Raw genomic sequence first — 20,840 nt, forward strand, 5'->3', positions numbered from 1 at the left:
GGCGGGCCGGCCGCCCCATCAGGCAGAGGCAACCGTCAGAGGCCCAGCGCCGAGCCTCCCGTCGCGTCGATGTACTGGCCCGTGATCCACCGTGCGTCGTCCGACGCGACGAAGGAGACGATGTCCGCCACGTCGGCGGGCTGTCCTATGCGATTGAAGGTGGAGTACCCGGCCATCTCCGCCCGCTGCTCCTCGGGCGCGCCGTCCATCATTTCCGTCTCGATGATTCCCGGCGCCACCGCGTTGACCGTGATCCCGCGCGGGCCGAGCTCCTGCGCCAGCGTGTGGGTCAGCACGTTCACCGCGCCCTTCGTCATGGAGTAGGCGATGGTGATCGGGAAGGCGATCCGGGTGACGCCCGAGGAGATGTTGATGATCCGGCCGCCGTCGCGCAGCCGGCCGAGCCCCTTCTGCACGATGAAGAACGGCGCCTTGGCATTGACGGCGAACACTCGGTCGTAATCCGCTTCCCGCACTTCTCCCACCCGGCTGTACAGCCCGATGCCCGCGTTGTTCACCAGCACGTCCAGTCCGTCCGCGTGTCGGTCGAACTCCGCCCAGAGCGCCTCGGCGTCACCGGGCACGCCCAGCTCCGCACCGATCGCGAAGGCGGATCCGCCCGCCGCCTCGATCGCGGTCACCGTCTCCTTCGCGGCCGTCTCATTGCTGCCGTAGTGCACGGCGACCCGCGCCCCGTCCCGCCCGAGCCGCTCGGCGATTCCTCGTCCGATGCCTCGGCTCCCGCCCGTGACCAGTGCCGTCTTCCCCGCAAGCCTGCCCGGACCGTTCTCGGATGCACCCATGCCGGCCGTCCCCTCTTTCTCTAGTGATCGCTACAGAAAAAACCGTACCCGACCCCGGATCGATTTTCTAGTGCCCGCTATACAATTCACCCCATGGCGACGAAACAGCGTGGACGCCCCCGCTCCTTCGACCGCGAGACAGCGTTGGAGCAGGCGATCCGCACCTTCTGGGAGCACGGGTATGAGGGGACTTCCGTCTCTGACCTGACACGCGTCATGGGGATCGGGGCGCCCAGCCTCTATGCCGCGTTCGGCGACAAGCGGACGCTCTTCGACGAGGTCGTCGTGCGGTACGGGGTCACGCACGGCGCCTTCAGCGGGCGCGCCTTCGACGAGGAGCCCACCGCGCGCGGCGCCGTTGCGCGGCTGCTCCGCGAAGCCGCGGCCGAGTTCACCGATCCGGCCCACCCTCCGGGCTGCCTGGTCATCAGCGCGGCCACCAACTGCACGACGCCGGAGGTGGAGGAAGGGCTGCGGGAGCGGCGCAACGCCAACATCGCGGGCATCGAGTCCCGCATCCGCGCGGCCGTCGCGACGGGGGAGCTGCCCGCGAGCACCGACCCCGCGGCCCTCGCCCGCTACACCGCGGCGGTCTTCCAGGGCATGTCCCAGCAGGCCAGGGACGGAGCCACCAGGGAGGACCTGGAAGCGGTCGCCGATCTCGCCATGCTGGCGTGGCCACAGAGCGCCGGGAGGCAGAATGGAGCCTGACGGCCGGAGGGCGAGGACATGGCGACCCGGCCGTAACAAAGATCTGCCGACGCATAGACATGAGAGAATGGTCTAGTCCACAATGCGTGGGTAAAGCCTCCGCTCTTCCCGCACAGGAGAGCGGACCGAGGACCTGGCGCTCTCTGCCCTGACCGCGCCGGATCCTCCCGATCGGCCGGTCGGTACCGCACATTCCGACCGCCGATGCACCTGAAGGGCTGCGGTGCCGTGGGTGGGTTGAGGGTCCCGCCCTGGCGCCGCGGCTCGTCGGGATTCGCCTCCGGGCCCCCTCGATACGCGCCGGAGCGTCGTCCCGCCGGAGATCTTCGCGAGCGGAGCCGCCGGACGCGGCAGGTACGCTCGCACACGTGCCCTCCATGAACGACCTCGTACGCCAGCACACCGCCCTCGGCGACTCCGACCTCGAGTGGCTGCATCTGCTGGTCTCGGAGTGGCAGCTGCTCTCCGACCTCTCCTTCGCCGACCTCGTGCTGTGGGTCCCCACGCGCGACGGGACCCGTTACGTCTCCGTGGCGCAGATGCGGCCCAACACCGGCCCCACCTCCTACCAGGACGACATGGTCGGCCACCTCGTCCCGCGCGGGCGCCGCCCTCTCCTGGACGCCGCCCTGGACGAGGGCCGCATCGTGCGCGAGGGCGATCCGGAGTGGCGCGAGGAGGTTCCGGTGCGCGTCGAGTCCATCCCCGTACGCAGGGAAGGGCGCGTCCTGGGAGTGATCGCCCGCAACACCAACCTGCTGACGGTGCGCACACCTTCGCGGCTGGAGCTGACGTATCTCCAGTCGGCGTCCGACCTCGCACAGATGATCGCCGCCGGGTCGTTCCCCTTCCCGGGGCAGCAGGTCGACATGGACGCCTCCCCGCGCGTGGGCGACGGTCTGCTGAGGCTCGACGCCGACGGCATCGTCCAGTACGCGTCGCCGAACGCGCTCTCCGCGTACCACCGTCTCGGCCTCGCCGCCGACCTGGTCGGCCACCATCTGGGCAGGGCCACGGCCGAACTCGCCCCGTCCCGCGGCCCCGTGGACGAGGCCCTGGCCAAGGTCGCCAGCGGCTGGGCCCCGCGCGAGTTCGAGATCGAGGGCGGCGACGGAGTGATCCAGCTGCGCGCGATCCCGCTCAAGCCGAAGGGGCCCCGCATCGGTTCTCTCGTACTCCTCCGTGATGTCACCGAACTCCGTCGCCGCGAGCGGGAGTTGATCACCAAGGACGCGACCATCCGGGAGATCCACCACCGGGTGAAGAACAACCTCCAGACGGTCGCCGCGCTGCTGCGCCTGCAGGCACGCCGCATCGACTCCGCCACGGGCCGGGAGGCACTGGAGGAGGCCGTGCGCCGCGTCGGCTCCATCGCCATCGTCCACGAGACGCTCTCCCAGAACCTCGACGAGCGCGTGGAGTTCGACGAGATCGCCGACCGGGTGCTCGCGATGGTCGCCGAGATCTCGCCCGGCAAGGTCACCGGCCGGCGCACCGGGCGCTTCGGCATCCTCGACGCGGAGGTGGCGACGCCCCTGTCGATGGTTCTCACGGAGATCCTGCAGAACGCACTGGAGCACGGCTTCCGCGAAGGGGACACCGGAACGGTCGAGGTCTCCGCGGTCCGCGGCGGTACGAGCAAGGACGCGCGGCTGCTGATCACCGTCCAGGACGACGGCATCGGCCTGCCCGAGGGCTTCGACCCGCACCGCTCCGGCAACCTCGGGCTGCAGATCGTGCGCACCCTGGTCGAGGGTGAGCTGGGCGGCACCTTCGACATGGTCCCCGCCCCCGAGCGCGGCACGCAGGTGCGCCTCGACGTCCCGGTCAGCGGCGACAAGTAGAAGCGCAGAGCACAGCAGTGAGCCCCGGACCGATGTGGTCCGGGGCTCACTGCTCACGTTGCGTTGCGCATCGGGGGTACTGCGCGGCTGCGGCTCGGGGGCGGGAGATGCGTACTCGCTGTACGCGCCGCCAAGCTGAGGCTCGTAGGGGGCGTGGGCGTCAGGCGCTGGCCTGGCGTGCACGGTTGCGAGCGGCGCGGCGCTTCATTGCGCGGCGCTCGTCCTCGCTGAGGCCACCCCAGACGCCGGAGTCCTGGCCGGACTCGAGCGCCCACTGCAGGCACTGCTCCATGACGGGGCAGCGGCGGCAGACGGCCTTGGCTTCCTCGATCTGCAGCAGCGCAGGACCGGTGTTGCCGATGGGGAAGAAGAGCTCGGGGTCTTCCTCGCGGCAAACGGCGTTGTGACGCCAGTCCATGGCTGCTACCTCTCCTTGGTATTACATGCAGGTTGCTTGTGAATGTGAACGCTTTCACGAATCCCCCCGCACGGGAAGGGCCGACGCCCAGTCGCCTGGTGTGGACCTGTGGTGGAGGAGGGGTTCTGGCTCTCTGTGGGGCCGATGTTGCGGGCCGTCCCGATCGCCATGTAGAGATTCGCAAACCTCGGCTGCGGATACAACCCCTTCAGGAAAGTTTTTTTTGATTCCTCAGTGTCGGCTGGGTCACAGCCGTACTTCCATGGGGTGGACCCTGGCCTAAACGTTCGAGTGAAAGGACTTTGGGCCCTTCCACTCACACAATCACACGCAGTGCACGGCGAACGCCTGTGAACGTCACGCTCGTCCGCAGTCCCAGGTGGTCACCGTCCATCTGCAGGGGGAGGGGGACCTTCGAATGCAAGGTGAAGTCCGTCAGGTCGTGGAGCGTGACCGCGTGCTTACCGTGCGGTCCGCGCTCCGGTGTCGACGTCAGGAGCTGTGTGCCGTACCGGGCCACCGCGGCCGTCGAGAGCTTCTTCAGACCGAGCACGTCCAGGCCCGTGTCGAAGGAGGCCCGCGGGGACGCGTACAGGGGGCGATTGCCCAGGTAGGAGTAGGGCGAGGTGTTGCAGACTATCGACATCACCAGGTCCGCCACCGGGTCCTCGCCGGGGCGCTCGACCGTGATCATTCCGCGCCGCCGGTGGGGCTCGTCCAGGAACTGGCGGAGCACCTGGCGCACGTAGAGGGCGTGCGTCGAGCGCCTGCCGAGCTCGCGCTGCTGTTCGACCCTGCCGACCACGCCGCCGTCGAAGCCGAGGCCGGCGCAGAACGTGAACCACCGCGAGGGGATCGCCTCGTCCTCCGAACCCGGAGTGCCGCCCGCGATGCCCAGACCCACGGTGCGCTCGCTGCCCTCGCGCAGGGCGTCGAGCAGGGCACCGGTGGCCTCCACGGCGTCGTTCGGCAACCCCAGGGCGCGCGCGAAGACATTGGTGGAGCCGCCGGGGACGACCGCGAGGCGGGGAAGGCGGTCCGGATCGGGGCCGTGGTGCAGCAGGCCGTTGACGACCTCGTTGACGGTGCCGTCACCGCCGAGGGCGACGACCAGCTCGATGTCCTTGCTCTCCGCGGCCTGCCGGCCCAGATCCCTGGCGTGCCCGCGGTACTCCGTGGTGACCGCCTCGAGCTTCATCTCGCTCGCCAGCGCGTGGACCAGGACGTCACGCGTACGCGCACTGGTGGTGGTTGCCGCCGGGTTGACCACGAGAAGTGCACGCATGCCCAGCAGACTACCTAGCGGCCCTTACCTGGCCTAGACCGAGGTGGCGAGGCGGCCCGGGCCGACGTGTCGACACGCGCGTACGCAGAGCTACCCTGCTGGAGTGAGCACTGAGCGGAAAACCACCCCCGAAGCCCTGGTGCCGGCCGCGTCGGGCCCGCGTCCCGCCCGGCTGACCGCCGCCGCTGCCCTGTCCGCGCTGGAGGGCCTCGCCCTGCTCGCCGGGGGTGCTTACATGCTCGTGATGGGCCTCGCGGGCTCGCCCGACAACCCCCGGCAGGCCGAGACCGGCGGCATCACCCTGATCGTCCTCGCGCTGCTGCCGCTGCTCGCCGCCCGCGGGCTGATGAAGCTGCGCCGGTGGAGCCGAGGGCCCGCGATCATCACGCAGGTCATGGCGCTGCCGGTGGCCTGGCAGCTGCTGCAGGCCGACAGCGTGGCGATCCCGGCCGGCATCGCTCTGGCGATCGTGGCGGTCGCGTCGCTGGTGCTCCTGGTCAATCCGGCGACGACCGAGGCCCTCGGCATCCGGGGCCCCGGCAACGTACAGGACCAGAAGTAGCGACTACTCCTCGACGAGGAGCTTCTCCCGCAGCTGTGCCAGCGTGCGGGCGAGCAGGCGCGAGACGTGCATCTGTGAGATGCCGACCTCCTGCGCGATCTGCGACTGGGTCATGTTCCCGAAGAAGCGCAGGAGCAGGATGCGCTTCTCGCGCGGAGGCAGGTCCTCCAGGAGCGGCTTGAGGGACTCGCGGTACTCGACGCCCTCCAGGGCCTCGTCCTCGGCGCCCAGGGTGTCCGCGACGGCCGGGGACTCGTCGTCCGTGTCGGGGACGTCCAGGGACAGCGTGGAGTAGGCGTTGGCCGACTCCAGGCCCTCGAGGACCTCCTCTTCGGAGATCGCCAGTTTCTCGGCGAGCTCGTGCACCGTGGGGGAGCGGCCGTGCAGCTGGGACAGCTCCGCCGTGGCCGTCGTCAGCGCGAGACGCAGCTCCTGGAGGCGCCGCGGGACGCGGACCGCCCACCCCTTGTCGCGGAAGTGGCGCTTGATCTCACCGACGACCGTCGGCGTCGCGTACGTGGAGAACTCCACTCCGCGCTCCGGGTCGAAGCGGTCCACCGACTTGATCAGGCCGATGGTGGCGACCTGGGTGAGGTCGTCCAGGGGCTCGCCGCGGTTGCGGAAGCGGCGGGCCAGGTGCTCGACGAGCGGCAGGTGCATGCGGACCAGCTGGTTGCGCAGCTCCGCGTACTCCGGACTGCCGTCCGGCAGGCCGCGCAGCTCGATGAACATCGCGCGTGCGCCGCTGCGGTCCCGTGGATCGTGCCGGCTGTGCTCGTGCTCGCTCATGTTTCCCGCCCGTCGCCCGCCGCCCCGGCCGGAGAGCTGCTTGAGCTCGTCCTTGGCGGTCGGCTCTGCCTGCTCCGACACATCGGCCACCGTCGGCGGATCCGGATGTCCCGGGTCCTCCGGGTGAGGTTTGGCCTGCTGTTCGGGGATCCCGGTGGCCATACGGCGCACCCCCTCCCTGCCGTCGGCGGGCAGACTCTGTGTGCCGCGCTCTTCGTCCCGCACCGGCCCGTCCCCGTTCCTCACGCCGGCCCGGGTCCCGCGCCGCGCTTTTTGTAGAGGCTGATCGAGACGGTGTTGTCCTCGGCGACGGCGGAGTCCACCTGGCCCGCGAGGGCCGACAGCACAGTCCAGGCGAAGGTGTCCCGCTCCGGGGCCCGGCCGTCGGTCGTGGGCGCCGAGACCGTCACCTCCAACGAGTCGTCGACGAGCCGGAAGACGCAGCTGAGCACGGAGCCCGGCACGGCCTGCTGGAGCAGGATCGCGCAGGCCTCGTCGACCGCGATGCGGAGGTCCTCGATCTCGTCGAGAGTGAAGTCCAAACGCGCCGCGAGGCCGGCCGTCGCCGTCCGCAGCACCGACAGGTAGGCACCCGCAGCAGGAAGGCGGACCTCCACGAAGTCCTGATTCCCGGGCTCGCCTGCGATCTGGGACACCCTCACCTCCAAGGTGGTACAAGCACTTTCGGGGCTCCAGAACCGCCGTCCAGCGGCGGTCCGGACTGCGTCACACGGGTAACGCACCACGTAGTTCTGCGGTGACGCTACCGCGCTCCCCAGCTCTGTGTCCCGTGGACCCCGCCCCGTTGCTGTCACTCATAGTAAGCATATGAGTACGCACAGTGGCTAGGGGTCCGGCAGGCCCAATTGGAAAGAACAGGCGTCGGGTTGACGTACCCAGGCGTCAGACGATCGAACCGTCCACGAAGCACCAACGCCAGCTCTCTCCCGGCTCGAAGGTCCTCATCACTGCGTGTGAGGTCTCCTTGAAGTGCGCCGTCGCGTGCTGGAACGGCGAGGAGTCGCAGCAGCCCACATGACCGCACTCCAGACACAGCCGCAGCTGGACCGGGTGGCTGCCGGCCGCCAGGCACTCAAGGCACGTGTCGCTCAGCGGGACCACCTCGGGGTGCGGCAGCGCTGCGACGTGCGGGCACTCGTTCATGATTGCCAGGTTACGACGGGAACACGGAAGGCGGAGGGGTCTGCCGATGGATGTACTGCCCCTGGTGGCACTGATCGCGGCGAGCGCCGTGGTGGCGGGGGCGGCGCGCAGGACCTCCGTACCGGCGCCGCTGCTCCTCGTCGGCGTGGGGCTCATCGCCTCGTACGTCCCCGGAGTGCCGGACTACCACCTCGATCCGCACATCGTGCTGCCGCTCATCCTGCCTCCGCTGCTGCACACGGCCGCCCTGGAGAGCTCCTATCTGGACTTGCGGGCCAACATCAGACCCGTCGCGCTGCTCTCCGTCGGCTACGTCCTGTTCGCCACGCTCGCCGTCGGCTGGCTCACCTATCTGCTGATCCCCGACCTGCCGCTGACCGCCGCCCTGGTGCTCGGCGCCGTGATCGCACCCCCGGACGCGGTCGCGGCGACCGCCATCGCGCGCCGGGTGGGACTGCCCTCGCGGATCACGACCATCCTCCAGGGCGAGTCCCTGGTGAACGACGCGACCGCGATCACCGCCTACAAGGTGGCCCTCGCGGCGGCCGTCGGAGAGAGCGCCAGCTGGTCGGGCGGCGTCCGGGAGTTCCTGGTGGCCGCGGTCGGCGGCGTCGGCGTCGGGCTGCTCCTGATGGTGCCGATCCACTGGCTGCGCACCCACCTCAAGGAGGCGATGCTGCAGAACACCCTGTCGCTGCTCATCCCCTTCGTCGCGTACGCCGCCGCGGAGCAGGTGCACGCCTCCGGAGTGCTCGCCGTGGTCGTCGTCGCCCTCTACCTGGGGCACCGCTCCTGGCAGGTGGACTTCGAGACGCGGCTGCAGGAGGCCGCGGTGTGGAGGGTCGTCGCGTTCATCCTGGAGTCGGCGGTCTTCGCGCTCATCGGGCTGCAACTGCCCATCGTGCTCAAGGGGCTCGGTGAGTACAGCGTCGGGCAGGCGGTCTCGTACGCGATCGGCGTCTTCGTCTTCGTGGTCGTGGCGCGGTTCCTGTGGTCCTACCCGGCCACATACCTGCCGCGTGCCGTGTCGACGCGCATCAGGGAGCGCGAGGACGACATGGACTGGCGCAGACCGCTGATCGTCAGCTGGGCCGGGATGCGGGGCGTGGTCTCGCTGGCCATCGCCTTCTCGATCCCGCTCGTTATGGACGACGGGGGGCCCTTCCCCGCGCGCAACCTTGTCTTGTTTCTGACCTTCACCACGGTCATCGGCACGCTCGTCGTGCAGGGGCTCTCGCTGCCGTGGCTGATCCGTGTCCTGAAACTGCCGGGCCGCGACGCGCAGGCCCAGACCCTCGCCGAGGCGCAGGCGCAGAACGCCGCCTCGCAGGCCGCGGAGGCCCGGGTGGAGGAACTCATGCGGGACGAGCGCAACTGCCTTCCACAGCCCCTCCAGGACCGTCTGCGCACCGTCCTGGAGCGGCGCCGCAACTCCGTGTGGGAACGGCTCGGCCAGCCCAACCCCGTGACGGGGGAGTCGGCGGACGGCACCTACCGCCGACTGGCGCGCGAGGCCATCGCCGCGGAGCGCGAGGTGTTCGTGAAGATGCGGGACGAGCGGCGCATCGACGACGAGATGATGCGGACGCTGCTGCGCAAGCTGGACCTGGAGGAGGCGGCCGCCTACCGGGAGGTCGAGGAGTGAGCCGGGCTCCCTCCGGTGCCGGTGATCACCGCGGTGAGGCGGGTGCCGGGCCGGAAGGCGCCCTCTTCGGAGAGGGCGGTCAGGGCGTAGAGCAGTTTGGCGACGTAGAGGTGCTCTACGGAGAGGCCGGTCTCCTGTCCGTGGCGGCGCTCGAAGTCCTCGGCGAAGGCGAGGAGCTCGGGAGGCGTGCGGGCGTAGCCGCCGCAGTGGAAGCGGTCGTCCAGGTGCCAGTTGGCGGTCGGCTCGCCGAACGTCTCTCGTTGCAGGGCCCGTATGTCGGTGTCCAGGAAGCCACCCTTGAGGACCGGTATGCCAAGGGCCCGCCGGTCCGGGCCGAGTCCGGCGGCCAGGCCCGCGAGCGTGCCGCCGGTGCCGCAGGCGACGGCCGCCACGTCCGTGTGCTCGCGCAGCTCCTCGCCGAGGGCCGTGCAGCCCTGCACGGCGAGGGCGTTGCTGCCGCCCTCCGGAATCACGTACGCGGACCGCGCGCCCGCCTCTCGCAGGATCGCGGCCAGTGTCCCGGGCTCGCTCTTCGCGCGGTACGTCGATCTGTCGACGAAGTGCAGGCGCATGCCGTCCGCCGTGCACCGGGTCAGAGACGGATTGAGAGGGCGCCCGGCGAGTTCGTCGCCGCGCACGACGCCGACCGTGGCGAAGCCGAGGAGGCGTCCGGCGGCGGCCGTGGCGCGCAGATGGTTGGAGTAAGCGCCGCCGAAGGTGAGCAGCGTGTCGTGGCCCGCATCGGCCGCGGCCCGGAGGTTCAAGGCGAGCTTGCGGTACTTGTTGCCCGGCAGGTCCGGGTGGATCAGATCGTCCCGCTTGAGCAGCAGCCGCACGCCGTGGCGGCCGAAGCGGTCGTCCTCTATGCGCTGCAGCGGCGACGGAAGCCGGGGTCGCAGACCGGCGGGCGGGGTGTGGTGCACCCCGCCATTGTCCCCCGAGGCACGCTGCCCGACAGGGGGCGGTTCGGCGGGGGAGCCTTGCGCCGGGCTCCCCCGGGGGGCTACTTGAGGCGCTCCTCGATGCGCTCCCGCATCTGGGCCATGGTGAAGCCGCGCGGGTCCACCTTGCCCGGCTGCCACTCCAGGTGGCCGATCACCGAGCGCTCCGTCCAGCCATGGACGCGGCAGATCGCGGCCGAGACCCTCTCGATGGTGTCCAGCTGGGCGTCGGGCCAGGGATCCTCGCCGTCACCGAGGTTCTCGCACTCGAAGCCGTAGAAGTGGCGGTTGCCGTCGGCGTTCGCCTCGTTGTCCGGCGGCAGGCGCTTCTCCGCGATGACCGCGCGCAGCACGTCGTCGTCGCCCAGGCCGGCGTGGTTCGCACGGCCGTAGCCGACGAGGTGGACGCGGCCGTCCTTGGTGATCACGCCGTGACAGAGCGGTCCGGGCAGCGACGCGTGCCCGTCGCGGCAGATCTCCACCGTGTGCTCGCTGCCCGACGTCACGGTGTGGTGGATCATCACGCCGTGCACGGGACCCCAGGGGCCCTTGTGGTTGCGGTTGTGCTGCTCCCATTCGCCGACTTCGACCACGGTCACGCCTTCGTCTCGCAGGGCGTCCAAGAAGCGTCCCGCGGACATGGGTGGGGCCATGACCGCCTCCTTTGCGGGGCGCGACGGCCGCCGGTCGCGGACCGCCTCGTACGCCCTGCTTGTACCGGAACTCCGGTGCCCGGACCAGCTGTTCGGAATCGATCCGAGGCCTGTTCGGGCACCGTGCGAGCCGATCCGGTCAGCTACCGTGCAGGAAGCTGTCGCCATGCGTCGCGATGTGGGATTCCAGGGCCTCCAGAGCCTGCTGGGTGGCCTGCGGGGAACCGGTGCCACGGCGCTCCGCGTAATACGCGGCGCCGAGCTTCTTCAGGAGGGCGTCACCCGCGCGCTTCTCCTGGACCTCGTCGATCTTCTGCTTGCCCTGAGTGAGGCCCCGCTGCGCCTGCTCTTTGGCGCGATCCAGGAAGCCTGCCATTGCTGTCTCCTGCCGTTGAAGCCAAGGGTGCGGGCGGTGGATGCCCCGCAAACAGTTCAACGGAAACCGCGATCTTGCGGTTCCCGGCCTCCTGCGGACGGGTGAACCGGTTGGGCCGAACAGGTGGAAATGCGCCCCCTGCCCAGCCCGGGCGTGATCCATTCCCGCTCGTTCGTGTAATGGCGCGGCCACGGTCCGTGCTGGAAGGGTGGCGTCTGCAGATCACCGCAGGTACTCGGGAGGGGCACACGCAATGTCGGTAGGCGAAGAGGTCCGCGCAGAGTCGGAGAAGCCGCAGCAGAGCCTCGGCACATCGGCCGCCCGGAATCTGGCCACCACCACCAAGTCGGCACCGCAGATGCAGGAGATCAGCTCGCGCTGGCTGCTGCGGATGCTGCCCTGGGTGCAGGTCCAAGGCGGAACATACCGGGTGAACCGAAGGCTGAGCTACTCGGTCGGTGACGGCCGGGTGACGTTCGTGAAGACGGGCGACCAGGTGCAGGTCATCCCGGCGGAGCTCGGCGAGCTGCCGGTGCTGCGGGACTTCGAGGACCAGGAAGTGCTCAGCGAGCTGGCGCGGCGCTGCCAGCAGCGGGAGTTCGCCGCGGGCGAGATCCTGACCTCGTTCGGGAGCCAGGCGGACGAGGTGTTCCTCCTCGCGCACGGCCGGGTGGAGAAGATCGGCACGGGTCCTTACGGGGACGACTCGGTGCTCGGGACACTCGCCGACGGCTCCTACTTCGGAGAGGCGGCGCTCCTCGACTCCGAGGCCATCTGGGAGTACACGGCACGCGCGGTGACGGCCTGTACGGTCCTCACGCTGCCGAGGCAGGACCTCGAACAGGTCGCCGAGCGCAGCGAATCGCTGCGCGGGCACCTCCAGCGGCTGCGGACCATCCCGGCCCAGCGCACCAACAAGTTCGGCGAGGCGGCCATCGACCTCTCGGCCGGACATGTCGGCGAGGCGGTGCTGCCGGGCACCTTCGTGGACTACGAATCGGCGCCACGTGAATACGAGTTGAGCGTCGCCCAGACAGTTCTGCGCATCCACACGCGCGTGGCCGACCTCTACAACCAGCCGATGAACCAGACCGAGCAGCAGCTGCGGCTCACCGTCGAGGCGCTCAAGGAGCGCCAGGAGCACGAGCTCATCAACCACCGCGAGTTCGGTCTCCTGAACAACTGCGAGTACGACCAGCGGATCCAGCCGCACGACGGCGTGCCCAGCCCCGACGACATGGACGAACTGCTCAGCCGCAGGCGCGGATCGAAGCTCTTCCTCGCCCACCCGCGCGCGATCTCCGCGTTCGGCCGCGAGCTCAACAAGCGCGGACTCGTCCCCGAGACCATCGACATGGGCGGCAACAGGATCCCCACCTGGCGCGGTGTCCCGATCTTCCCGTGCAACAAGATCCCGGTGACCGAGGCCCGCACGACCTCCATCATCTGCATGCGTACGGGCGAAGAGGAGCAGGGCGTCGTCGGCCTGCGGCAGAGCGGCATCCCGGACGAGATCGAACCGAGCCTGTCCGTACGGTTCATGGGCATCAGCGAACAGGCGATCATCTCGTACCTGGTGTCGACCTACTACTCCGCCGCCGTGCTCGTGCCCGATGCGCTCGGCGTCCTGGAGAACGTCGAGATCGGCCGCTGGACGTGAGCCCGGGACCGTGTCCGTGTCCGTGGCCACCGCGCGGGGTACACCCCCTCCGTACGCGCCCACAGGCCGAGGAACCGCCACCGTCCCCTTTCACCCCGGGGTGAGTCCATGACGGACACGACGACGGACACGGCAGGCGCTGCCGAGGCGGTGGCGCGGCCACCGGAGCCCGGCGAGCGGCATGAGGCCGCGGAGATCCTGGCGGCGGCACGCGCGTGCGTCGATCCCGAACTGCACAGGGCGGTCGACTCGCTGCCGGGATCCCTGCGCCGGGTCGCGCGCTACCACTTCGGGTGGGAGCACGCCGACGGCACACCGGCCGCGGGGAACGCCGGCAAGGCCATCAGGCCCGCGCTCGTCCTCGCGGCGGTACGGGCGCTCGGTGGTGAGCCCGCCACGGCCGTCCGGGCGGCGGCGGCCGTGGAGCTGACCCACAACTTCACACTGCTGCACGACGACGTGATGGACCGCGACACCACGCGCAGGCACCGGCCCACCGCCTGGACCGTGTTCGGTGACGCCGACGCGATCCTCGTCGGTGACGCCCTGCAGGCACTGGCACAGCGGCTGCTCGCCGAGGACCCCCACCCGGGGGCCCCGGCGGCCTCCGCCCGCCTCGCCCGCTGTGTCGTGGAGCTCTGCGCGGGCCAGCACGCGGACTGCGCGCTGGAGCGCCGAGGCCCCGACGAGGTGACGCTCGACGAGTGCCTCGCCATGGCGGAGGCCAAGACCGGGGCGCTGCTCGGCTGCGCGTGCGCGCTGGGGGCGTTGTACGCGGGCGGGGGGCCGGAGGAGGTCGACGCGCTCGACGGGTTCGGCCGCGAGGCCGGGCTCGCCTTCCAGCTCATCGACGACGTCATCGGCATCTGGGGCGACCCCGGTCACACGGGCAAGCCGGCGGGCGCCGACCTGGCGGCCCGTAAGAAGTCCCTGCCGGTGGTCGCCGCGCTCGCCTCGGGCACGCCGGCCGCGGTGGAACTGGCCCAGCTCTATGTCGGGCCGCCCGCCAAGGGCGAGGACGAGCTGGAGCGGGCCGCCCGCGCGGTGGAGCGTGCGGGCGGGCGTGACTGGGCGCAGGTGCACGCGGCCGACCGGATGTCCAGGGCGGTGGGCCAGCTCGCGAGGGCGGTGCCCGATCCGGAGTCGGCGGGTGGGCTGCTGGCACTTGCGGAGTTCGTGACGCGACGTACGCATTGAGGGGTGCGGGGGGCCGGGAGGGGCTGTGGGCTGAGGAGGGGAGGCCGAAGCCCAAGGGGGCTGGGGTGAGGGTAGGGGGTGCGGGGAGGGACGTTGGGAGGGGGTGCGGGTAGGGGGGTGCGGTGAGGTGAGGGCCCCGCGGCTGCCGGGATTCTGGTGGTGCGCGGAGCCTTCCGCGTCGGCGGGGGCGATCACTTAGTCTGCAAACGGCGTGCGGTGGCGCGGAGTTGAGCGCGGGGCGGTGCGCCATTGGTTGCGGGCGAGTGGTGAGGGGTGGGGCGGGCTGATGGGTGTGGCGATCCGTAGAGCCGGGGTGGGGGACCGGGCCGAGGTGGTCCGGTTGCTCGACGAGGCGTTCATGGGGGATCCGGTGAGCGGTTGGGTGTTTCCAGGGGAGGAGCACCGTCGGCGTAGGCACGGCGCGTTGATGGGCGCCTTCTTCGACCTCGCACTCGGCGAGGGGTATATCGACATCACCGAGGACGGTGCGGCGGCGGCCCTGTGGTGGTCCGTACCGGCGGCTGTCCCGGAGGTTGCCGGGCGGGGCGGGGAGGACCCAGGGGCAGCGGCGGAGGCCGAGGCCGATGTGGAGGTCGATGGTCCAGCGCTGCTGCGGCAGGCCGTCGACCCCGAGAACGAACGGGTCGAGCTGATCGGCCGGTTGACGGAAGCAGCCCATCCGACCGACCGGCCGCATGAGTACCTGCACATGATCGCGGTGCGGCCGGACCGGCAGGGGGAGGGGCTCGGTACGGCGCTGGTCAACGCCGTTCTCGAACGGTGCGATCGGGAGGGCCTGCACGCCTATCTGGAGGCGAGCACCGCGCGGAGCCGCGACCTGTACGAGCGGTTGGGGTTCGCCTTCACGGGGGCGTCGCTCGACCTGCCGGAGGGGCCGCGGATGTGGCCGATGTGGCGTGAGCCGCGGGCGTCTGTCTGACGGCGTCCGAGTGTTGCGGGCGGTGCTGGGGCGCGGCGGTGTGCTTGGCCGGGCGTGCGGCCAAGCGAGCGGGGGCGCCGTGGGGCTGCACAGCGGGGCCGGACAGGAATAAACTCCGCGCATGGGCAGCGAAGGGCCCCGGTCCGGCCCCGGCCCGCAGGACGAGCCCGAGCCTGTGTGCGGGGCCTGCGGAGAACCGGTCGGTACGGTCATCCGGCGGCGTAAGGTGCTCGGGGTGTTCGTCCCTGTATGGGGCCCCGGGCCGTGTCGTAACGCGCACTGTGAGGCCTGCGTGGACGAGGCCGACGCGCCACACTCCGGCGCCGGGAAGCACTTCCGGTCGCGGCGTGGCAGGAGGTCCGCGGCGTTACCGGGCCGCCGAGGCCGGGACGCCCACGACCCCGACGATGACGTGGAGCCTGACCTGCCGGCCTCGCAGCCGGGCGTCGACGACGACACGAAGTGAGCGCGGCTGGGCGATCCCGTGTTACGGCAAGCGTCGTGGTGCGCTGCGTCGTGCCCGCGCGGACGCCCGCCTCTCGGTCGAGGGTGTCTGCCTCTCGGTCGGGGAGGCCTGCCTCTCGGTCGCGGTTGCCAGGCTCTCGGTGACGTAAGTCTCGCGCCGACGTGAGGTTCCCGCCGACGGAGAGGAGGGCGCCGCCGGGGCCAGGTTCCGTGATCGGCATGATGGGGCCATGAATGCGGTCAAGGTGGTGCCGAGGGTCGTGGACGTACATCAGTTGGCCCTCCTCAGTGCTGACGCGTCCGGAGTCCCGGTCGTACGTCACGCCCGGCCCGACGACCTGCCGCTCGTCGCAGAACTGGCCGCCGATCACGCCATGTTCGAGAAGGCGGCGCCGCCCGCGGCCGGGCTGGCGGAGCGGCTCGGCACGCTCCTCTTCGGCGTCCCGGAGGCTCGCCTGCGCTGTCTGGTGGCGGAGCTGCCCGGGGGTGAACTCGTCGGGTACGCCACGTGCGCGCCCGAGATCTCCACATGGGACGGCGCCGAGTACCTCCACATGGACTGCCTCTTCCTGCGCGACGGCCACCGCGGCCTCGGCCTGGGACCGCTCCTCATGGACGCGGTGTCCGCCGAGGCCCGCGCCCTCGGCCTGACCGTGGTGCAGTGGCAGACGCCCGCGTGGAACGAGGGAGCCATCCGCTTCTACGACCGTCTGGGCGCCCGCGCCAAGGAGAAGCTGCGGTACACCCTGGAGGTGGAGGGATGACCTCCGTACTGGCTGCGGGACCGGCCCGGCCCCATCCCCGGTACGGCCCCGGCAGGGCGCGTGATAGACACATCCGATGACCATCTCCGGCCGGGCGTTCGACGCCGTACTGAGTGACCTCGACGGCGTGATCCGCTTCTACGACATGGCGGAACTGGAACAGCTGGAGACCGCGGCCGGACTGCCGCCAGGCAGTACCGCCGAGATCGCCTTCGCGCCCGAGACCGATCTGCCGCTGATGCGCGGCGAGATCACCAAGGAACAGTGGATCGACTCGATCGCCCGCGCTCTGGCCGACCGGGTGCCGTGGGAGCGCGGACAGGAGCTCGGGATCACGCTGGCGGAGACCAAGTTCCGCGCCGACGACGTGGTGGTCGGGCTGCTCCGGCAGGTCCGTGCGGCCGGGCTTCCAGTCCTGCTGGTGACCAATGCGACGCCGTGGCTGGCCGATGATCTGGCCCTGCTCGGCCTCACCGGTCCGGCCGGGCTCTTCGACGACGTGATCAGCAGCGCCGACCTCGGCGTCACCAAGCCGGACCGTCGTATCTACGAGACGGCGGTGCAGCGGGCCGGGGTCGCCCCTGGCCGCTGCCTCTTCGTGGACGACCGTCAGGAGAACGTGGAGGCCGCCCGAGCACTCGGGATGACCGGCCTGCTGTACCGCGAACCGGCCGACCTGCGGGCGGCGTTGGCGTCGCTTCTCTGACGCCTTCGCCTTCGCCTTCGCCTTCGCCTTCGCCTCCGCCTCCGCCTCCCTCCCTTTGGCCCCGCCTCACTGGTTCGCGTCAGGCGTGGCCCGCCGACTGGCGGGTCGTGACATTCACGCGGTTGAAGAGGTTGGTCACGCCGATCATGAGGATGAGCGCGGCGAGTTGCCGCTCGTCGAAGTGGTCGGCGGCGTCGTCCCAGACGGTGTCCGGCACGGCGTCCGACCGGTCGGCCAGGCGCGTGGCGTGCTCGGCGAGGGAGAGCGCCGCCCGCTCGGAGTCGGTGAAGTAGGGGGCCTCACGCCAGGCGGCCACGGCGTGCAGACGCTCGTCCGTCTCACCGTTCTTCTTGGCGCTGCGCACCCCGGAGTCGACGCAGTAGCCGCAGCCGTTGATCTGGCTGGCGCGCAGGTGGACGAGTTCGAGGGTCGCCTCCGGCACACCGGCGCTCCGCACCGTCTCCAACAGGCTCTGGACGGCGGGCACGGACGCGGGGAGGACCTGGGCCGGGTTCTTCATACGTGCGTTCATTACTGTTCTCCTCAGCTGTCGGGTTTCACAGCCATAGCTGTCAGGTGTCACAGCCATGACGGATCGCGACGGGAGAATGTGACTGATGGACGACAACGCTTCGGCCCAAGCCGGCCTGGCCGCCCGCTTCGAGGAGCACAGGCCCCGGCTGAACGCGGTCGCGTACCGCATGCTCGGCTCATTGAGCGAGTCCGAGGATGCCGTCCAGGAGGCGTGGTTCCGGCTCAGCCGCACCGAGGCGGCCGCCGCGTCGGTATCCGGGTCGGGGTCTGAGTCGTCGGGATCTGAGTCATCGGCGTCCGGCACCGGCGAAGTCCGGAACCTGGGCGGCTGGCTGACGACCGTCGTCGGCCGGGTCTGCCTGGACCTGCTGCGCTCGCGGCAGTCCCGGCGCGAGGACTCCCTGGACGTCTCCCTGGAGACGCACGTGCCGGACCCGGTCGTCAGCCGCGTGGACGTGGTCGACCCCGAGCAGGAGGTGCTGCTCGCCGACTCGGTGGGCCTCGCCCTGCTCGTCGTACTCGAAACCCTCGCGCCCGCCGAGCGGCTCGCGTTCGTGCTGCACGACATGTTCACCGTGCCCTTCGAGGAGATCGCGCCCATCGTGGAGCGCTCGCCCGCCGCGACCCGGCAGCTGGCCAGCCGGGCCCGCCGCCGCGTGCAGGGCTCGGCCCCGGCGCAGGACACCGATGTCGCCAGGCAGCGGGAGATAGTGGAGGCATGGACGGCCGCCACGAAGGCCGGTGACTTCGACGCGCTGCTCGAACTCCTCGACCCGGACGTCGTGTTGCGCGCGGACACCGGCGAGGTCGCCTCGGGCCTGTCGAAGCTCGTGCGGGGCGCGGCGACGGTGGCCGAGCAGGCGTCGATGTTCGCGCGGCTCGCCGCGGACCAGCACGTGGTGCTCATCAACGGCCTGCCGGGCCTGGTCGCGACGCCGGGCGGCGAGGTGTTCTCGCTCGGGTCCTTCACGGTCGTGGACGGCAAGATCGTGGAGATCGACATCATCGCGGACCCCGAGCGGCTGCGGAACCTGAACATTCCCCAGTTCGGGGTCTGAGGAAGGCCGGGGCCCCGCTTCGGAGTTCGGGGCCCCGGCCTGCCTGCTCAGGCGGGCGTCCTGCGCACCACCCGCAGCAGATAGTCCTTGCGGCTGAGCGGATCGTGGTCCGTCCGCTCGCGCCGCGGGGGAGCGCCGCGCACCGGCTCGTAGTGGTCGAAGGCGGTCTCCGACTCGCCCTCGCCGCGCGTGAGTCCGGGCAGCTGCTGCTCCAGCGCGTGCACCTGCTGCGCGGGGATGTCCCCTTCCAGGCGGTACGAGGCTCCGCTCGCCGCCGACGTGTGCGGCACGGCCCGCAGCCGGGCGAGGGCGGGCAGCACCGCTCCGACCGTGTCGGCGGGCACGTCGAGCCGGAAGCGGTGCATCGGCTCGTGCACCGCCGTGCCCGCCTCGCGCAGCGCGTCCATCAGGACCAGCGGCGTCAGATGCCGGAAGTCACCGGCGGTGCTCGACATGCTCTTGTCGAAGGTGCCGTGCGCGTGGCTCTGGCGTGGCCAGTAGCCGGAATGCGTCATCGTGACCGTGCAGTCGGGGATGCGCCAGCCGTGGAGGCCCTGGTGCAAGGTCTCCCTGACGGTCTCCTCGACGGCGCGGAAGAACGCGTACGGCATCGAACCCAGCTCGACCCCCAGCCGGAACTCCACCCCGGCGCCGACCGGCGCGGGCCCGACCCGCAGCCCGACCGTGGCGAGGAACGGGTTGGGCTCCTTGTCGATGAGCTCGAACGCCGCGCCCGTGCCGACGACCCGCTCCACGCAGATCGTCGTCGTCTCGCGGAAGGCGACGTCGAGCCCGAAGTCCTCGGCGAGCGTCGCCTGGATGACCTCCTTCTGCACCTCCCCGTAGAGCGAGACCGACACCTCCTGCCGGACGGCGTCCTGCCGCAGGTCGATCAGCGGGTCCTGCTCGGCGAGCTGGGTGAGCGCGACGTGCAGGGCGCCCCGGTCGGCGGGGCGGACCGGGGACACGACCGTTTCCAGGGTGGGCGGCGCGAAGAAGCGCCCGCCGGGCTCGGCTTCCTTGGGCGGTACGCCGATCACTTCGCCGATCCGTACGTCGCCGAGCCCACAGAGCTTGCCGATCTGCCCCGCCCGGACCTCCGCGCGGCGCACGTCCGTGCCCTCGGCGAAGACGCTGACGGCGGTGACCTTGCCCTCGCTGCCCTCGCGGCACTCGCGGCTGTCACCGGCCGCCTTGCCCGCCGCTCCCGCCTCGCCGTCGCGGATGCCGACGCGGATGTCGACGCGGTCGCGCGTGCGGATCGTGCCCGAGAACAGACGTACGTACGCGATCTTCTCCCCGGCGGTCCCGCGCTCGACCTTGAACACGCGGCCCGATACGGGGCCTTCTGGGTCCCCGGTGGCCGTGGGCAGGAACTGCCTGACGCCTTCCGTCAGTTCGGGGATGCCGACGCCTGTCACCGCCGATCCGAAGAAGACGGGGTGCACCAGGGCGCGACCGGTCTGCCGGGCCAGTTCGCCGCGCAGACGGTCGTACGAGAGGGACGCCGCGTCGTCGACGTACGCGGCCAGCAACGTGTCGTCGTGTCCGGTGAGCAGCTCGGTCAGGCGGGTGGTGAAGCCGCCGTCTTCGGAGTTATGGGCGGGGAACAAGGTGAAGCGCGCCTCGCGCGTGCCGAGGTTCGTGACCGTGCCCATCGGGACGATGTCCGGCGTCAGGCGCTCGGTGATGTGCTTCAGGACGCCGTCGTAGCGGGCGCCGGCGCGGTCCGCCTTGTTGACGAAGATCAGCGTGGGGATGCGCAGCCGGCGCAGGGTGCGCAGCAGGACGCGGGTCTGTGCCTGGACGCCCTCCACGGCGGAGATCACGAGCACGGCGCCGTCGAGCACGCTCAGGACCCGCTCCACCTCGGCGATGAAGTCCGGGTGGCCGGGGGTGTCGATGAGATTGACCGTGACGCCGTCGCCGCCCGGCCCGTCGTCCGCCTCGGGGACGTTGATGACGAAGGAGACGACCGCGGACTTGATCGTGATGCCACGCTGCCGCTCCAGGGCGAGCGAGTCGGTCTGGGTGTTCCCGTCGTCGACGCGGCCGACCTCGTCGATGACACCGGCGGCGTGCAGGAGCCGCTCGGTCAGGCTGGTCTTACCGGCGTCGATGTGGGCCAGGATGCCCAGGTTCAGGTTCGGCTTCGGCTTCCGCTTCGGGTGCAGCGTGTGCGGGGCAGGTGAATGCACGTACCGTCATGTCCTTTGAAGAGAGGTGACTTCCTTCGGGGCGGGACATGCACGAACGCCGCATTTCCTTCTCCTTCATCGACTGCGCCGGTCTCTCGCCGGCTCCGGCCAGTGCAGCAGGCGGCTG

21 protein-coding genes are annotated in these 20,840 nt (G+C 70.7%); 10 read left to right on the forward strand and 11 right to left on the reverse strand.

Features of this window, described 5'->3' with window-relative positions:
- Nucleotides 1–35: 35 nt before the first annotated feature.
- A complete protein-coding gene (locus tag ACWDVB_RS11030) occupies nt 36–803 on the reverse strand; it encodes an SDR family oxidoreductase (RefSeq protein WP_451512716.1) in 768 nt (255 codons plus the stop codon).
- A 93-nt stretch (nt 804–896) separates the two neighbouring features.
- On the opposite strand from ACWDVB_RS11030, the gene ACWDVB_RS11035 reads away from it, so the two are divergent.
- Together ACWDVB_RS11035 and ACWDVB_RS11040 are read left to right on the forward strand one after the other, a co-directional pair.
- Nucleotides 897–1,514, forward strand: a complete 618-nt coding sequence (locus ACWDVB_RS11035; RefSeq protein ID WP_451512717.1) for a TetR/AcrR family transcriptional regulator — start codon at nt 897–899, stop codon at nt 1,512–1,514.
- Between the two features lie 377 nt (nt 1,515–1,891).
- Entirely contained in the window at nt 1,892–3,358 is a 1,467-nt protein-coding gene (locus tag ACWDVB_RS11040; RefSeq protein ID WP_451512911.1) for a sensor histidine kinase, read from the forward strand.
- A 160-nt stretch (nt 3,359–3,518) separates the two neighbouring features.
- On the opposite strand, the gene ACWDVB_RS11045 is transcribed toward ACWDVB_RS11040, so the two are convergent.
- Both ACWDVB_RS11045 and ACWDVB_RS11050 read right to left on the reverse strand, forming a co-directional pair.
- The gene (locus ACWDVB_RS11045; RefSeq protein ID WP_016639615.1) at nt 3,519–3,776 is read right to left on the reverse strand and encodes a WhiB family transcriptional regulator; all 258 of its coding nucleotides are present in this window, start codon (nt 3,774–3,776) and stop codon (nt 3,519–3,521) included.
- A 316-nt stretch (nt 3,777–4,092) separates the two neighbouring features.
- Entirely contained in the window at nt 4,093–5,061 is a 969-nt protein-coding gene (locus ACWDVB_RS11050) for a diacylglycerol/lipid kinase family protein (RefSeq protein ID WP_451512718.1), read from the reverse strand.
- Between the two features lie 103 nt (nt 5,062–5,164).
- Between ACWDVB_RS11050 and ACWDVB_RS11055 the strand changes: the two genes are divergently transcribed.
- The gene (locus ACWDVB_RS11055; RefSeq protein ID WP_451512719.1) at nt 5,165–5,623 is read left to right on the forward strand and encodes a hypothetical protein; all 459 of its coding nucleotides are present in this window, start codon (nt 5,165–5,167) and stop codon (nt 5,621–5,623) included.
- Between the two features lie 3 nt (nt 5,624–5,626).
- Here the strand turns inward: ACWDVB_RS11055 and ACWDVB_RS11060 are convergent, their stop codons facing one another.
- From ACWDVB_RS11060 to ACWDVB_RS11070, 3 genes are all read right to left on the reverse strand, one after another.
- Complete coding sequence (locus tag ACWDVB_RS11060; protein ID WP_451512720.1) at nt 5,627–6,637, reverse strand: RNA polymerase sigma factor SigF; 1,011 nt, start codon at nt 6,635–6,637, stop codon at nt 5,627–5,629.
- Between the two features lie 17 nt (nt 6,638–6,654).
- Complete coding sequence (locus ACWDVB_RS11065; protein WP_062782207.1) at nt 6,655–7,068, reverse strand: ATP-binding protein; 414 nt, start codon at nt 7,066–7,068, stop codon at nt 6,655–6,657.
- Between the two features lie 247 nt (nt 7,069–7,315).
- Nucleotides 7,316–7,576, reverse strand: coding sequence for a UBP-type zinc finger domain-containing protein (locus ACWDVB_RS11070; RefSeq protein WP_451512721.1), 261 nt, complete (start codon nt 7,574–7,576; stop codon nt 7,316–7,318).
- A gap of 46 nt (nt 7,577–7,622) precedes the next feature.
- Between ACWDVB_RS11070 and ACWDVB_RS11075 the strand changes: the two genes are divergently transcribed.
- On the forward strand, nt 7,623–9,221 hold the full coding sequence (locus ACWDVB_RS11075; RefSeq protein ID WP_451512722.1) for a Na+/H+ antiporter: 1,599 nt from the start codon (nt 7,623–7,625) through the stop codon (nt 9,219–9,221).
- On the opposite strand, the gene ACWDVB_RS11080 is transcribed toward ACWDVB_RS11075, so the two are convergent.
- The 3 genes from ACWDVB_RS11080 to ACWDVB_RS11090 all read right to left on the reverse strand — a co-directional run bounded on the left by ACWDVB_RS11080 (nt 9,200) and on the right by ACWDVB_RS11090 (nt 11,191).
- A complete protein-coding gene (locus tag ACWDVB_RS11080) occupies nt 9,200–10,144 on the reverse strand; it encodes a 1-aminocyclopropane-1-carboxylate deaminase/D-cysteine desulfhydrase (RefSeq protein WP_451512723.1) in 945 nt (314 codons plus the stop codon). The two genes, ACWDVB_RS11075 and ACWDVB_RS11080, sit on opposite strands and share 22 nt — an antisense overlap.
- 80 nt (nt 10,145–10,224) lie before the next feature.
- Complete coding sequence (locus ACWDVB_RS11085; protein WP_451512724.1) at nt 10,225–10,815, reverse strand: N-acetylmuramoyl-L-alanine amidase; 591 nt, start codon at nt 10,813–10,815, stop codon at nt 10,225–10,227.
- Nucleotides 10,816–10,954: 139 nt separating this feature from the next.
- Nucleotides 10,955–11,191: a hypothetical protein gene (locus ACWDVB_RS11090; RefSeq protein ID WP_451512725.1), complete on the reverse strand. Its 237-nt coding sequence runs from the start codon at nt 11,189–11,191 to the stop codon at nt 10,955–10,957.
- Nucleotides 11,192–11,444: 253 nt separating this feature from the next.
- Here ACWDVB_RS11090 and ACWDVB_RS11095 point away from each other — a divergent pair, with 253 nt between their 5' ends.
- The 5 genes from ACWDVB_RS11095 to ACWDVB_RS11115 all read left to right on the forward strand — a co-directional run bounded on the left by ACWDVB_RS11095 (nt 11,445) and on the right by ACWDVB_RS11115 (nt 16,923).
- Complete coding sequence (locus ACWDVB_RS11095; RefSeq protein WP_451512726.1) at nt 11,445–12,851, forward strand: family 2B encapsulin nanocompartment shell protein; 1,407 nt, start codon at nt 11,445–11,447, stop codon at nt 12,849–12,851.
- 108 nt (nt 12,852–12,959) lie between these two features.
- On the forward strand, nt 12,960–14,048 hold the full coding sequence (locus ACWDVB_RS11100; RefSeq protein ID WP_451512727.1) for a family 2 encapsulin nanocompartment cargo protein polyprenyl transferase: 1,089 nt from the start codon (nt 12,960–12,962) through the stop codon (nt 14,046–14,048).
- Nucleotides 14,049–14,334: 286 nt separating this feature from the next.
- Nucleotides 14,335–14,988, forward strand: a complete 654-nt coding sequence (locus ACWDVB_RS11105; RefSeq protein WP_451512728.1) for a GNAT family N-acetyltransferase — start codon at nt 14,335–14,337, stop codon at nt 14,986–14,988.
- Between the two features lie 695 nt (nt 14,989–15,683).
- Complete coding sequence (locus ACWDVB_RS11110) at nt 15,684–16,217, forward strand: N-acetyltransferase family protein (RefSeq protein ID WP_451512729.1); 534 nt, start codon at nt 15,684–15,686, stop codon at nt 16,215–16,217.
- Nucleotides 16,218–16,293: 76 nt separating this feature from the next.
- Entirely contained in the window at nt 16,294–16,923 is a 630-nt protein-coding gene (locus ACWDVB_RS11115) for an HAD family hydrolase (RefSeq protein ID WP_451512730.1), read from the forward strand.
- Nucleotides 16,924–17,002: 79 nt separating this feature from the next.
- Here ACWDVB_RS11115 and ACWDVB_RS11120 read toward each other — a convergent pair whose 3' ends face one another.
- Nucleotides 17,003–17,455, reverse strand: a complete 453-nt coding sequence (locus tag ACWDVB_RS11120; RefSeq protein ID WP_451512731.1) for a carboxymuconolactone decarboxylase family protein — start codon at nt 17,453–17,455, stop codon at nt 17,003–17,005.
- Nucleotides 17,456–17,540: 85 nt separating this feature from the next.
- On the opposite strand from ACWDVB_RS11120, the gene ACWDVB_RS11125 reads away from it, so the two are divergent.
- On the forward strand, nt 17,541–18,515 hold the full coding sequence (locus ACWDVB_RS11125) for a sigma-70 family RNA polymerase sigma factor (protein ID WP_451512732.1): 975 nt from the start codon (nt 17,541–17,543) through the stop codon (nt 18,513–18,515).
- Nucleotides 18,516–18,562: 47 nt separating this feature from the next.
- Here ACWDVB_RS11125 and ACWDVB_RS11130 read toward each other — a convergent pair whose 3' ends face one another.
- A complete protein-coding gene (locus tag ACWDVB_RS11130; protein ID WP_451512733.1) occupies nt 18,563–20,713 on the reverse strand; it encodes a GTP-binding protein in 2,151 nt (716 codons plus the stop codon).
- Nucleotides 20,714–20,840 lie beyond the last annotated feature (127 nt).

This window comes from Streptomyces sp. NPDC003379, from assembly GCF_053589195.1.

Bases quoted from the DNA above. Each gene is read 5' to 3' on its own strand.
- ACWDVB_RS11030 (WP_451512716.1), bottom strand. From the start codon at position 803: ATGGGTGCATCCGAGAACGGTCCGGGCAGGCTTGCGGGGAAGACGGCA.
- ACWDVB_RS11035 (WP_451512717.1), top strand. From the start codon at position 897: ATGGCGACGAAACAGCGTGGACGCCCCCGCTCCTTCGACCGCGAGACA.
- ACWDVB_RS11040 (WP_451512911.1), top strand. From the start codon at position 1,892: ATGAACGACCTCGTACGCCAGCACACCGCCCTCGGCGACTCCGACCTC.
- ACWDVB_RS11045 (WP_016639615.1), bottom strand. From the start codon at position 3,776: ATGGACTGGCGTCACAACGCCGTTTGCCGCGAGGAAGACCCCGAGCTC.
- ACWDVB_RS11050 (WP_451512718.1), bottom strand. From the start codon at position 5,061: ATGCGTGCACTTCTCGTGGTCAACCCGGCGGCAACCACCACCAGTGCG.
- ACWDVB_RS11070 (WP_451512721.1), bottom strand. From the start codon at position 7,576: ATGAACGAGTGCCCGCACGTCGCAGCGCTGCCGCACCCCGAGGTGGTC.
- ACWDVB_RS11075 (WP_451512722.1), top strand. From the start codon at position 7,623: ATGGATGTACTGCCCCTGGTGGCACTGATCGCGGCGAGCGCCGTGGTG.
- ACWDVB_RS11085 (WP_451512724.1), bottom strand. From the start codon at position 10,815: ATGGCCCCACCCATGTCCGCGGGACGCTTCTTGGACGCCCTGCGAGAC.
- ACWDVB_RS11090 (WP_451512725.1), bottom strand. From the start codon at position 11,191: ATGGCAGGCTTCCTGGATCGCGCCAAAGAGCAGGCGCAGCGGGGCCTC.
- ACWDVB_RS11095 (WP_451512726.1), top strand. From the start codon at position 11,445: ATGTCGGTAGGCGAAGAGGTCCGCGCAGAGTCGGAGAAGCCGCAGCAG.
- ACWDVB_RS11100 (WP_451512727.1), top strand. From the start codon at position 12,960: ATGACGGACACGACGACGGACACGGCAGGCGCTGCCGAGGCGGTGGCG.
- ACWDVB_RS11105 (WP_451512728.1), top strand. From the start codon at position 14,335: ATGGGTGTGGCGATCCGTAGAGCCGGGGTGGGGGACCGGGCCGAGGTG.
- ACWDVB_RS11110 (WP_451512729.1), top strand. From the start codon at position 15,684: ATGAATGCGGTCAAGGTGGTGCCGAGGGTCGTGGACGTACATCAGTTG.
- ACWDVB_RS11115 (WP_451512730.1), top strand. From the start codon at position 16,294: ATGACCATCTCCGGCCGGGCGTTCGACGCCGTACTGAGTGACCTCGAC.
- ACWDVB_RS11120 (WP_451512731.1), bottom strand. From the start codon at position 17,455: ATGAACGCACGTATGAAGAACCCGGCCCAGGTCCTCCCCGCGTCCGTG.
- ACWDVB_RS11125 (WP_451512732.1), top strand. From the start codon at position 17,541: ATGGACGACAACGCTTCGGCCCAAGCCGGCCTGGCCGCCCGCTTCGAG.